This is a genomic window from Streptomyces sp. PA03-6a, assembly GCF_033792765.1.
In the GTDB taxonomy this organism is placed as follows: Bacteria; Actinomycetota; Actinomycetes; order Streptomycetales; family Streptomycetaceae; genus Actinacidiphila.
The window spans coordinates 1-12,729 of record NZ_JARAVK010000253.1 but is presented as its reverse complement, the minus strand read 5'-3'; the positions used below and the strand labels follow the sequence as shown (position 1 = coordinate 12,729).

Sequence of the window (12,729 nt, the reverse complement as noted above, 5' to 3'; positions counted from 1 at the left end):
CGCCCAGCCCGCCCCGCCGACGCAACTGACCCTGATCTGAGCTCACGAAAAGCGGGTGCCCAGCGGGCTCCGCCCCCCTTAACGTCGCGGCATGACGGTTGTGAGGGTGATGACCCGCGACGACATCGACGCCGTGGCGGCGATCCGCGTAAGGGGATGGCAGGCGGCCTACGCGGGGATCGTGCCGCAGGCGTACCTCAAAGCGATGGACGTCGGGGCGGACGCGGAGCGTCGCAGGGAGTGGTTCGACGCGGGCGGCAGCCGGGTGGACAACCTGGTCGCCGCGGACGGCGGCGAGGTGACGGGCTGGGCCGCGCTCGGCCCCTACCGGGGTGAGCCCGACGACGCGGAGGTCGGCGAGCTGTACGCGATCTACGTACGGCCCGACCGGATCGGCCGCGGCGCCGGCCGAGCACTTATGGACGCCGTACGGGCCCGCGCCGATGAACGCGGCTTCCGGAGCCTGCGCCTGTGGGTGCTCGCGGACAACGCGCGGGCGCTGCGCTTCTACGAACGGTCCGGTCTCGCACCGGACGGCACCGACCAGATCGAGATGTACGACGGCGTCCCGCTCAAGGAGCTGCGGTACGCGACGGATCTGGTCTGAAGCGCCCGGCGAGTCGGCGCGTCGTGGCACTCGGTGCCTCCTCCCGCGCCGCGGCCAGCACCGCCACGGCCGCCGGGTCGCCCGACCGCACCAGGGCGCGCACGATCCGCCTGGGGTACGGCGGCGCGCACAGCCCGACGAGGGCGGCGGTCGCGCGGGACTCGTCCTCGTAGCGGGCCAGTCCGCGCGCCGCGGCCGCCCGCACCTCCGCGTCCTCGTCGGTGGCGACGCCGAGCAGCGTCTCCAGCGCATGAGGGCCGCCGATCCGGCCGAGGGAGTCCACCGCCGCGACGCGCAGGCGGGGATCCGCGACGGCCCGGTTCAGGACGGGCACCGCCCGCGCGTCCCCGAGCCGTCCCAGTTCCTCGACGCAGCCGGCGGCCGCCTGATAGACCGTCCGCCCCTCGTCCATGAGCCATGTGAGGGTGGACGTCAGCGCGGGCAGCGACTCCGGCGCCCGCAAGCGCCCCAGCAGATGCACGGCGGCCAGGGCGTAGCCGATCCGCAGCCGGTTGGTGGCGAGCGCGGCGGCGGCACGCGCGGTCCGCGGGTCGCCGAGCCGGGTGAGGGCCTCGGCCGCCGCCACGTTGCGGATGCCGTCGCAATGGTTCAGGAGCAGGACCAGCGCCTCGAAGGCCCTCCGGTCGCCTGCCCGGCCGAGCATCACGGCGGCGATCTCCCGGTCGGTCAGGGAGCGCGAGGGCTCGGTCAGGACATCGGCCAGTATGTCCCTCGCCGCCGGATGGTCCAGCCTGCCGAGCGTCACGAGGGCCGCCTCGCGCGTGTCCCCGTCCGGGTCGCCGGTGGCGGCCGCGAACACGCCGAGATGGTCCGGATCCGCGGCACGACCGAGCAGTGTCAGAGCGAGCGCCCTGACGCGCGGCACCTGGTGGCCGCCGTACCGGAGCAGCAGGGGCACGCACTCGGGTGCGGGCGGCGTTCCTCGGTGGCCGGGGAACCACCGCCACAAGTGCAGTCCGCTGCCGGTGACGAGGCGGCTGATGTGGTTCTGCACCCCGTCGTCGTGCCCGAACCCGGGATCCCAGTGGTCCCGGTCCGGCTCCGTCACGGCCAGGACCTCGAAGAGCGGACCGACGGCCTCCAGGGAACGCCGCGCCACCAGCACTTCCCGGGCATAGGCGCGGCGCGCCCTGTCCTCGTGGACCACGTCGCGCAGCAACGCGGACACCCCGGGGGCGCAGCCGGCGGCGGCATCGAGCACCGCCCTTTCTGTCGGCCCCAGCCAGGGCCGCACCATGGCGGCGGCGTCCGGTGAGGCGGCGAGCCGCCGCAGATAGGCACCGCGCTCCTCGCACCGCCCCTGACCGGCGAACGCCAGCAGCCCCAGGACGCGGCGTGGTTCCCCGCGCCCGCGCAGCCGCGCGACGTCCGTCTCCCCCGCCCGCACGGCCCCGTACAGCTCGGCCGCGCGCCGCGCCGAGTGACCGGCGCCCCCGTGCTCCCGTTCCACGGTCCCCCCTCTCCCCCGTGCGCTCACCCTAGTGGCGCGCTCATCTGTAGGAGGTGTAAATCACATGGGCGGGAGGGCTGGCGCCGAGGTTACTCACCGGTTACCCTCTAACCAACGCACGCATCGGCCTGGTGACGCAGCCACCGCGTGCAGCCGTTGTCGGTTCGGCACCATCGCGGCGCAGCCCCGGGACAGGGCTCGCCGGTTCTCACGCGGGTACGCCCACACACGCGTACGCACCCCGCGGCTCCTCGACTCTCCCGCCCCCGCGCCTGCGCAGCAGAGACGCACGGCGCGGACCCTCAGCATTCGGAGTTCCGCGATGGACCGTCCACGACCCTTCCCCACCGTCGCCGTCATCGGTCTCGGCACTATGGGCACCGGCATCGCCGAGGTCGTCGCCCGGGCCGGCCACGAAGTGATCGGCATCGAGATCGACGACGCGGCCGCCCACCGCGCCGTCGCCGCCCTGGAGGCCTCCACCGCCCGCGCCGTGCAGCGCGAGCGGATCACGGAGGCCGAGCGCGGCGACGTCCTGGCCCGTTTCCGCACCTTCTCCGACCTCCAGGCGGCGTCCGGCGCCGACCTGGTCATCGAGGTCGTCACCGAGCACTTCGAGATCAAGCGCGAGGTCCTCACCGCCCTGGACGCCCTCCTGAAGCCGGGCGCCGTCCTGGCGACCGGCACCAACGCGCTGTCGGTGACCCAGCTGGCCTCGCACACCTCGCGCCCCGACCGCGTCCTCGGTCTGCACTTCTTCGCCCCCGCACCGGCCATGAAGCTGGTCGAGGTGGTCTCCACCGTGCTCACCTCCCCCGAGACCACGGACTCCGTGACCGAGCTGGTCCGCTCGCTCGGCAAGGAGCCGGTGGCGGTCGGCGACCGCCCGGGCTTCATCGCCGACGGGCTGCTCTTCGGCTACCTCAACCAGGCCGCGGCCATGTACGAGGCCCGGTACGCCACCCGCGAGGACATCGACGCCGCCATGCGGCTCGGCTGCGGCCTGCCCATGGGCCCGCTCGCCCTGCTGGACCTGATCGGCATCGACACCGCGCAGACCGTCCTGGAGGCGATGTACGAGGCCTCGCGCGACCGGCTGCACGCCCCCGCGCCCATCCTGAAGCAGCTCTCCGCCGCCGGCCTCAAGGGCCGCAAGGCCGGACGCGGCTTCTACACCTACGAGGCCCCCGGCAGCGCGAGCGTCGTCCCGGACGCCGAGACGCCGGCCGAGGCCGCCGGAGCCACCGGCGGGCGCCCCGTGCGCAGCGTGGGCGTCGCGGGCTCGGGCACCATGGCCACCGGCATCGCGGAGGTCTTCGCCAAGGCCGGGTACGAGGTCGTGCTGGCCGCCCGCGGCCAGGAGAAGGCCGACAAGGCGGTCGCGGCGCTGGCCAAGTCGCTGGACCGGTCGGTGGCCAAGGGCCGACTCAGCCAGGAGCAGCGCGACGCCGCCGTGGCGCGGGTGACCGCGGCCGGATCGCTGGACGCCTTCGCGGACGTGGACCTGGCCGTCGAGGCGGTCGCCGAGGACCTGCCGGTCAAGCAGCAGCTCTTCGCGACCCTGGACAAGATCTGCAAGCCGGGCGCGGTGCTGGCCACGACGACGTCCTCGCTGCCCGTGGTGGCCGTCGCCACCGCGACGTCGCGTCCGCGGGACGTGATCGGCATGCACTTCTTCAACCCGGCCCCCGCCATGAAGCTGGTCGAGGTGGTCCGCACCGTGCTGACCGCCGAGGACGTGCACGCCACCGTCCACGAGGTCTGCGGCCGGATCAGGAAGCACGCCGTGGACTGCGGCGACCGTGCCGGCTTCATCGTCAACGCGCTGCTGTTCCCCTACCTCAACAACGCCGTGAAGATGGTCCAGGAGCACTACGCGACGGTCGAGGACATCGACTCGGCGATGAAGCTCGGCGGGGGCTACCCGATGGGGCCCTTCGAACTGCTCGACGTCGTCGGGCTGGACGTCTCGCTCGCGATCGAGCAGGTGCTGCACAAGGAGTTCCGCGACCCGGGCCTGGCGCCGGCGCCGCTGCTCGAGCACCTGGTGTCCGCGGGCTGCCTCGGCCGCAAGACCGGCCGCGGCTTCCGCGAGTATGCCCGCCGCTGATTACGCGGGCAGCGGCTGGGACGGCCGGGACGATCCCGGTGGCTGGGGCGGTCTCCTGGGGCCGCCCCACCGCCTCCGGAAACCGGGCCCGGCCCACGGTGCAGCGGGAATGCAGTACGTTCGCGGTATGCCCCAGCCCGTTAAGCCCGCCCGTGCGTCCTCCACCACCGCCCAGCGCCATCGTGTCCGCCAGGAACTGGCCGCCGCGGCGATGCACCTGTTCGCGAGCCAGGGCTACGAGGCGACCACGGTCGACGAGATCGCCGCGGCCGCGGGGGTCGCGCGCAGGACGTTCTTCCGGCACTTCCGCTCCAAGGAAGAGGCGATCTTCCCCGACCACGACGACACCCTCGTGCGCGTCGGGCAGGTGCTGGACTCCGCCGAACCGCACGAGCACCCGCTCGACACGGTGTGCCGTGGCATCACCGAGGTGCTGCGCATGTACGCCGAGGCCCCCGAGGTCTCGGTGGAGCGCTACCGCCTGACCCGTGAGATCCCGATCCTGCGGGAGCGCGAGATCGCCTCGGTGGCCCGCTACGAGCGGCTGTTCACCCGCTACCTGCTGGGCCACTTCGACGAGGGCGCCCACCACGACGGGGACGACGACCCGCTGCTGGCGGAGGTCGCCGCGTCCGCCGTCGTCGCCGCCCACAACCACGTGCTGCGGCGCTGGCTGCGCGCCGGCGGCAAGGGCGACGTCGAGGCCCAGCTCGACCACGCCTTCGAGGTGATCAAGCAGACCTTCGGCACCGGCATCGGCCGGCGCCCCACCCCCGCCCCCGCCCCGGTCCTCACCTCCGAGCAGGGCGAGGTCATCGTCGCGGTGGCCCGTACGGACGCCTCGCCCACCGAGGTCATGCGGACGATCGAAAAAGCCCTGAAGGGCGCGTAGCCGCCCGTTCGCGCCCCCGGCGTCCTCCCGCGCCTCCGGCATCCCACCAGCGCCCCCAGGCCCTCGCGCCGGGGGCGCCTTCGTGTGTTGCTCAAACGTGAAGCCGTGGTGCCATCTGAGAAAAATTGTTGGCACGCAGTGTCTTGCAGGGTGGCACGCGGTGCCATAACGTGAGAACTGTCCGGGCGGGCGGCGTGCTGGGATCCGTCGCACGCCGTCTGTCCCCAAAGGCCCGGACGCCTGCGTCACAGGCATTCACCGCGCCACCACGCGCCCCCGCTCCATCCGTGCGACCGCCACGGACAGCAGCACCACCGCCGAACCGACGGCACCACCCACAGCAACCCCCGACGTTCCCTCAAGCGTCCCTACGTCGCGCTTCGCCGGAGGCATCACCGTGAAGGACATCCTCGACGCAATCATGGCGCCCGAAAGCACGGCCGCGGACTTCGCCGCGCTGCCGCTGCCCGAGTCGTACCGCGCCATCACCGTCCACAAGGACGAGGCCGGCATGTTCGAGGGCGTGGACAGCCGCGCGAAGGACCCGCGCAAGTCGCTGCACCTGGACGAGGTGCCGGTGCCCGAGCTCGGCCCGGGCGAGGCCCTGGTGGCCGTCATGGCCAGCTCGGTCAACTACAACTCGGTGTGGACGTCGATCTTCGAGCCGGTGTCGACGTTCGGTTTCCTCGAGCGGTACGGCAGGCTCTCCCCGCTCACCAAGCGCCACGACCTGCCCTACCACGTCATCGGCTCCGACCTGGCGGGCGTCGTGCTGCGCACCGGCCCCGGCGTGAACCTCTGGAAGCCGGGCGACGAGGTCGTCGCGCACTGCCTGTCCGTCGAACTGGAGTCCGCGGACGGCCACAACGACACGATGCTCGACCCCGAGCAGCGCATCTGGGGCTTCGAGACCAACTTCGGCGGCCTCGCCGAGATCGCGCTGGTCAAGTCCAACCAGCTGATGCCCAAGCCCAGGCACCTCAGCTGGGAGGAGGCCGCGGCCCCCGGCCTGGTGAACTCCACCGCCTACCGCCAGCTGGTCTCGCGCAACGGCGCCGGCATGAAGCAGGGCGACAACGTCCTGATCTGGGGCGCCAGCGGCGGCCTGGGCAGCTACGCCACCCAGTTCGCGCTGGCCGGCGGCGCCAACCCGATCTGCGTGGTCTCCTCGCCGCAGAAGGCGGAGATCTGCCGCCGCATGGGCGCCGAGGCCATCATCGACCGCACCGCCGAGGACTACCGGTTCTGGAAGGACGAGCACACCCAGGACCCGAAGGAGTGGAAGCGCCTCGGCAAGCGCATCCGTGAGCTGACCGACGGCGAGGACGTCGACATCGTCTTCGAGCACCCGGGCCGCGAGACCTTCGGCGCCTCGGTCTACGTCACCCGCAAGGGCGGCACGATCGTCACCTGCGCGTCGACCTCGGGCTACAACCACGAGTACGACAACCGCTACCTGTGGATGTCGCTCAAGCGCATCGTCGGCTCCCACTTCGCGAACTACCGCGAGGCGTGGGAGGCCAACCGCCTCATCGCCAAGGGCAAGATCCACCCCACCCTGTCGAAGACGTACCGCCTGGAGGAGACCGGCCAGGCAGCGCACGACGTGCACCGCAACGTGCACCAGGGCAAGGTCGGCGTGCTCGCGCTCGCCCCCGAGGAGGGCCTCGGCGTCCGCGACGCGGAACTGCGCGCCGAGCACCTCGACGCCATCAACCGCTTCCGGAACGTCTGAGAACGGGAACGAGCATGAGCGAGCGTCAGAAGGATCGTCCGTGGCTGATGCGGACGTACGCGGGGCACTCCACCGCCGAGGCGTCCAACGCCCTGTACCGGGGCAACCTCGCCAAGGGCCAGACCGGGCTGTCGGTCGCGTTCGACCTCCCGACGCAGACCGGGTACGACCCCGACCACATCCTGGCCCGCGGCGAGGTGGGCCGGGTCGGGGTCCCGGTCGCCCACCTCGGCGACATGCGCCGGCTCTTCCAGGACATCCCCCTGGAGGAGATGAACACCTCGATGACCATCAACGCCAGCGCCATGTGGCTGCTCGCGCTCTACCAGGTGGTCGCCGAGGAGCAGGGCGCCGACGTCACCAGGCTCCAGGGGACGACGCAGAACGACATCGTCAAGGAGTACCTGTCGCGCGGTACGTACGTCTTCCCGCCCGGCCCGTCGCTCCGGCTGACGACGGACATGATCGCGTACACGGTCAACCACCTCCCCAAGTGGAACCCCATCAACATCTGCAGCTACCACCTGCAGGAGGCCGGGGCCACGCCGGTGCAGGAGATCGCGTACTCCATGTCCACCGCGATCGCCGTCCTCGACGCGGTCCGCGACTCGGGCCAGGTGCCGCAGGAGCGGATGGGCGACGTCGTCGCGCGCATCTCCTTCTTCGTGAACGCGGGCGTGCGCTTCGTCGAGGAGATGTGCAAGATGCGGGCCTTCACCCGCATCTGGGACAAGATCACCCGCGAGCGCTACGGCATCGAGGACCCCAAGCAGCGCCGCTTCCGGTACGGGGTCCAGGTCAACTCGCTCGGCCTGACCGAGGCCCAGCCGGAGAACAACGTCCAGCGCATCGTGCTGGAGATGCTGGCGGTGACGCTCTCCAAGGACGCCCGTGCCCGCGCCGTGCAGCTGCCGGCCTGGAACGAGGCGCTCGGCCTGCCGCGCCCCTGGGACCAGCAGTGGTCCCTGCGCATCCAGCAGGTGCTCGCCCACGAGAGCGACCTGCTGGAGTACGGCGACATCTTCGACGGCAGCCACGTCGTCGAGGCGAAGGTCGCCGAGCTCGTCGACCGGTCCCTGGCCGAGATCGAGCACATCCAGGAGATGGGCGGTGCCATGGCGGCCGTGGAGTCCGGCTACCTGAAGTCGCAGCTGGTCTCCTCGCACGCCGAGCGCCGGGCGCGGATCGAGTCCGGCCAGGAGAAGATCATCGGCGTCAACTGCTACGAGGGCACCGAGCCCAGCCCCCTCACCTCCGACCTGGACGGCGCCATCATGACCGTCGACCCGGAGAACGAGGCACGGGTCGTCGCCGCCCTCCACGACTGGCGCGACAACCGCGACGAAGTACGGGCGCAACGGTCGCTGGAGGCCCTCAAGGCCGCGGCCGCCGGGACCGGCAACCTGATGGATGCCACCTTGGAGTGCGCCCGGGCGGGTGTCACCACCGGCGAGTGGTCCTGGGCGCTGCGCGACGTCTTCGGCGAGTTCCGCGCGCCGACGGGCGTGAGCAGCGCCCCCGTCGCGGTCACCGCCGAGCCGGGCACGCCGCTGGCCGCGGTGCGCCGCAAGGTGGCGCTGACCGCCGAGGAGCTGGGCACCGGCAAGCTGCGGCTGCTGGTGGGCAAGCCGGGCCTGGACGGTCACTCCAACGGCGCCGAGCAGATAGCCGTACGGGCGCGCGACGCCGGCTTCGAGGTGGTCTACCAGGGCATCCGGCTGACGCCCGAGCAGATCGTGTCGGCGGCGGTCGCCGAGGACGTCCACTGCGTGGGCCTGTCGATCCTCTCCGGCTCGCACGCCGAGCTGGTCCCGGACGTGCTGGACCGGCTCCGCAGGGCCGGGGTGGACGACGTGCCGGTCATCGCCGGTGGCATCATCCCGCCGGCGGACGCGGCCAAGCTGGTCGAGTCCGGCGTCGCGGCCGTGTTCACGCCGAAGGACTTCGGGATCACCGAGATCATCGGCAGGATCGTGGACGAGATCCGCAGGGCCAACAAGCTGGAGCCGCTGGAGGTCGCCGCGTGACCCCGGCAGCGAACACCCATACGAACACGTTCGACACCCCGGAGGCGTAGGAGAGATGCAGTTCGGCCGTACGTATGAAGAGTTCGAGGTCGGTGCCGTCTACAAGCACTGGCCCGGGAAGACGGTCACCGAGTACGACGACCACCTCTTCTGCCTCCTGACCATGAACCACCACCCGCTCCACATGGACGCGAACTACGCCGAGAGGACCACCGACTTCGGGAAGAACGTGGTCGTGGGGAACTACGTCTACTCCCTGCTGCTCGGCATGTCGGTGCCGGACGTCTCCGGCAAGGCGATCGCCAACCTGGAGGTCGAGTCGCTCAAGCACGTGGCGCCGACCTTCCACGGCGACACCATCTACGGCGAGACGACGGTGCTGGACAAGTGGCCGTCGAAGTCGAAGGACGACCGCGGGATCGTCCACGTGGAGACCAAGGGCTACAAGCAGGACGGCACCCTGGTGTGCGTCTTCCGCCGCAAGGTGATGGTCCCCACCGCCACGTACATCAAGGAACGCGGGGGCGAGCAGCCCGGCCGCCCCGAGCTGAACGCCTAGGAGACAGCAGACATGAGCCGCCTCGCGCAGACCGACGGGCTGACCGACGTCCAGCAGGAGATCCTCTCCACCGTCCGCAGCTTCGTCGACAAGGAGATCATCCCGGTCGCCAACGAGCTGGAGCACAAGGACGAGTACCCCACCGACATCGTTGAGGGCCTCAAGGAACTCGGCATCTTCGGTCTGATGATCCCCGAGGAGTACGGCGGCCTGGGCGAGTCCCTGCTCACCTACGCCCTGACGGTCGAGGAGATCGCCCGCGGCTGGATGAGCGTGTCGGGCATCATCAACACGCACTTCATCGTCGCCTACATGCTCAAGCAGCACGGCACCCAGGAGCAGAAGGACCACTTCCTGCCCCGCATGGCCGCCGGCGACGTGCGCGGCGCCTTCTCGATGTCCGAGCCGGGCCTCGGCTCCGACGTCTCGGCGATCCGCACCAAGGCGGTCCGGGACGGCGACGACTACGTCATCAACGGCCAGAAGATGTGGCTGACCAACGGCGGCACCTCCAACCTCGTCGCGGTGCTGTGCCGGACCGACGAGGGCCAGCCGGAGGACGCGGCCCCGCACAAGTCGATGACGACCTTCCTCATCGAGAAGGAGCCGGGCTTCGGGCCGAACCCGACGGTGAAGGGCCTCACCGTGCCCGGCAAGATCGAGAAGATGGGGTACAAGGGCGTCGACACGACCGAGCTCATCCTCGAGGACGTGAAGATTCCGTCAAATCGCGTCCTGGGCGGTCGGAGCGGCCGCGGTTTTTACCAAATGATGGACGGGGTCGAGGTCGGCCGGGTCAACGTGGCCGCCCGCGGCTGCGGCGTCGCACAGCGCGCCTTCGAACTGGGGATCGCGTACGCCCAGCAGCGGCAGACCTTCGGCAAGCCGATCGCGCAGCACCAGGCGATCCAGTTCAAGCTCTCCGAGATGGCCACCAAGGTCGAGGCGGCCCACGCGCTGATGGTGAACGCGGCCCGCAAGAAGGACTCCGGCCAGCGCAACGACCTCGAGGCCGGCATGGCGAAGTACCTGGCCGCGGAGTACTGCAAGGAGGTCGTGGAGGACGCCTTCCGCATCCACGGCGGCTACGGCTTCTCCAAGGAGTACGAGATCGAGCGCCTCTACCGCGAGGCCCCGATGCTGCTCATCGGTGAGGGCACCGCCGAGATCCAGAAAATGATCATCGGGCGCCGGCTGCTCGAGGAGTACCGAATCCAGGGGTGAATGTCTGGGTTGTGACACTTTGTGCGAGCCAAAGGTCACACCCAGTCATCAAATACCGGCCACTGACTCGACTGCTGGCTTGCCCAGTTGCCGGTCACTCCCGATACCATTCACGGAAAGCCGCCGTCCCCTGCACCATCATTGCGGCACCCTCCGCTACGAAGGTCTTCCATGCCCCACAGCCATTCCTCTGCACAACGCGACAGCCGGGCCGGCGTACGCCTCGCGCGCGGAGCGTCGCCGTGGCTCCTCCCGACCGTGGCCACCGCCGCGATCAGCCTCGTCCGCGCCCGCCGCTCCGGGCGCTGGGCGGCCGTGGCCGTCCCCACCACCGCCCTCGCGGCGGGCATGCTGTGGTTCTTCCGCGACCCCGAGCGCGAGATCACCCAGGGCCGCGTCATCTCGCCGGCCGACGGCGTGGTGCAGAGCATCATGCCGTGGAAGGACGGGCGCACCCGCGTCGCGATCTTCATGAGCCCGCTGAACGTCCACGTGAACCGCGCGCCGCTCGCCGGCACCGTCACGTCCGTCGAGCACATCCCCGGCGGTTTCGTTCCGGCGTTCAACAAGGAGAGCGAGAACAACGAGCGGGTCGTCTGGCACTTCGACACCGAGCTCGGCGACATCGAGATGGTGCAGATCGCCGGAGCCGTGGCGCGCCGCATCGTCCCTTACGTGCCGCAGGGCACCAAGGTGGAGCAGGGCGAGCGCATCGGCCTGATCCGCTTCGGCTCCCGTGTGGACATCTACCTGCCGGAGGGCGTCGAGCCCGACGTCGAGGTCGGCCAGACCACCGTGGCTGGGGTGACGCGCCTTGACCGTGATTGATCCCGACACCCAGGCACCGTGGGTCGCCGCGGTGGACGAGGACGACGACGATGACATGCCGCTGTCGACGCGGCTGTCGATAGCGGACGGCCTCACCCTCGGCAACGCGATCTGCGGATTCATGGCGGTGTACTTCACCACCACCGGGGTGCTCGTCCCGCACCTGATGGGCAACACCGACGGCGGCATGACGCGGCACAGCGCCGCCACCGCCGTCCTGCTGATGCTCATGGCCTCGGTCTTCGACCTCTTCGACGGCCTCGTGGCGCGCAAGCTGCGCAGCTCGGCGATGGGCGCGGAGCTGGACAACCTGTCCGACCTGATCAGCTTCGGCCTGGCCCCCGCCTACTTCGTGGTCGTCTGGGGCCTGATCTCGGACGACGCCTACGGCAAGCTGTCGGCGGTGGCGGCGGTCGTGGTGCTGCTCGCGGTCGTCCTGCGCCTGGCCCGCTTCTCCTGCACGACGGTGCGGGAAGGGATCTTCCAGGGCATGCCGAGCCCCTTCGGGGCGATGACGGTCATCTCGGTCGTGCTGCTGGATCTGCCCTTCATCCCGACGGTGCTGGCCATCGTCGGTGTGGCGTGGCTGATGGTCAGCCGGGTCGAGTACCCCAAGCCCCGCGGCCGGCTCGCCACGATCACGCTGGCCTGGATCGTGCTGAGCATGGGCTGCCTGGTCTGCTGGGCGTTCGCCGTCCCCGGCGGTGACGTGCTCCTCCAGACGGGCGCGGCCCTGCAGATCTGCGCGGCTGCGGTGATCCCGCTCTTCGCGACGACCCGCCGGGTCAACACGATGCGCAACAACCGCCGCGAGGCGCGTACGGCGCAGCTTCCGTAGCCGTACGACGTACGACGTGCGTGCCAGGGGCCCCGAGCCGGGAAGGCTCGGGGCCCCTGGCGTTCCCGGGTCAGGCCGGCAGGTCGCGCGCGATGTCCTCGGCGAGACGCTCCAGGAGCGGCCCGGCCTCGGCCATGCAGCGCGCCGGGTCCGGCTCGAGGTCGGTCAGGGCGTACGCCCGCCGGATGCCGGCCGCGCCCAGGGCGGCGCCGGACAGCGCGAGGCGGCCGCAGACGGCGACCACGTCCACGTCCCGGGCACGGGCGGCGGCCGCGACACCGGCCGGGGCCTTGCCGTGCAGGGTCTGTTCGTCCAGCGAGCCCTCGCCCGTGATCACCAGGTCCGCCCGCTCCAGGGCCGCCGCGAAGCCGAGCATGTCCAGGAGCACCTGGACGCCGGGCCGGAAGGAGGCGCGCAGGCCCACCAGCGCCCCGAACC

11 protein-coding genes are annotated in these 12,729 nt (G+C 71.0%); 9 read left to right on the top strand and 2 right to left on the bottom strand.

Going from position 1 to position 12,729, the window contains the following annotated elements; all coding sequences use genetic code 11:
- The first annotated feature begins 91 nt into the window (after window positions 1–91).
- Window positions 92–607, top strand: a complete 516-nt coding sequence (locus tag PV350_RS38135) for a GNAT family N-acetyltransferase (protein ID WP_499514820.1) — start codon at window positions 92–94, stop codon at window positions 605–607.
- On the opposite strand, the gene PV350_RS38130 is transcribed toward PV350_RS38135, so the two are convergent.
- Window positions 573–1,865 carry a HEAT repeat domain-containing protein gene (locus tag PV350_RS38130; RefSeq protein ID WP_500338046.1) on the bottom strand — a complete coding sequence of 431 codons (1,293 nt, stop codon included), beginning with the start codon at window positions 1,863–1,865 and terminating at the stop codon, window positions 573–575. The two genes, PV350_RS38135 and PV350_RS38130, sit on opposite strands and share 35 nt — an antisense overlap.
- 535 nt (window positions 1,866–2,400) lie before the next feature.
- Here PV350_RS38130 and PV350_RS38125 point away from each other — a divergent pair.
- From PV350_RS38125 to pssA, 8 genes are all read left to right on the top strand, one after another.
- A complete protein-coding gene (locus tag PV350_RS38125) occupies window positions 2,401–4,188 on the top strand; it encodes a 3-hydroxyacyl-CoA dehydrogenase family protein (RefSeq protein ID WP_500338044.1) in 1,788 nt (595 codons plus the stop codon).
- 109 nt (window positions 4,189–4,297) lie between these two features.
- Entirely contained in the window at window positions 4,298–5,080 is a 783-nt protein-coding gene (locus PV350_RS38120) for a TetR/AcrR family transcriptional regulator (protein WP_500338043.1), read from the top strand.
- 397 nt (window positions 5,081–5,477) lie between these two features.
- Window positions 5,478–6,815 carry a crotonyl-CoA carboxylase/reductase gene (gene ccrA / locus PV350_RS38115; RefSeq protein ID WP_500338041.1) on the top strand — a complete coding sequence of 446 codons (1,338 nt, stop codon included), beginning with the start codon at window positions 5,478–5,480 and terminating at the stop codon, window positions 6,813–6,815.
- Window positions 6,816–6,829: 14 nt separating this feature from the next.
- Entirely contained in the window at window positions 6,830–8,842 is a 2,013-nt protein-coding gene (locus tag PV350_RS38110; protein ID WP_500338039.1) for a protein meaA, read from the top strand.
- Window positions 8,843–8,897: 55 nt separating this feature from the next.
- Window positions 8,898–9,401, top strand: coding sequence for a MaoC family dehydratase (locus tag PV350_RS38105; protein WP_396569326.1), 504 nt, complete (start codon window positions 8,898–8,900; stop codon window positions 9,399–9,401).
- A gap of 12 nt (window positions 9,402–9,413) precedes the next feature.
- A complete protein-coding gene (locus tag PV350_RS38100) occupies window positions 9,414–10,625 on the top strand; it encodes an acyl-CoA dehydrogenase family protein (protein ID WP_499514814.1) in 1,212 nt (403 codons plus the stop codon).
- Window positions 10,626–10,796: 171 nt separating this feature from the next.
- Entirely contained in the window at window positions 10,797–11,453 is a 657-nt protein-coding gene (locus PV350_RS38095; RefSeq protein WP_499514813.1) for a phosphatidylserine decarboxylase, read from the top strand.
- Window positions 11,440–12,291 carry a CDP-diacylglycerol--serine O-phosphatidyltransferase gene (pssA, locus tag PV350_RS38090; protein WP_500338037.1) on the top strand — a complete coding sequence of 284 codons (852 nt, stop codon included), beginning with the start codon at window positions 11,440–11,442 and terminating at the stop codon, window positions 12,289–12,291. The genes PV350_RS38095 and pssA overlap by 14 nt, the downstream gene beginning before the upstream one ends.
- 70 nt (window positions 12,292–12,361) lie before the next feature.
- Here the strand turns inward: pssA and PV350_RS38085 are convergent.
- Window positions 12,362–12,729, bottom strand: a 368-nt coding sequence (locus PV350_RS38085) for a glycerate kinase (RefSeq protein WP_500338035.1), incomplete at its 5' end; no start/stop codon positions are given.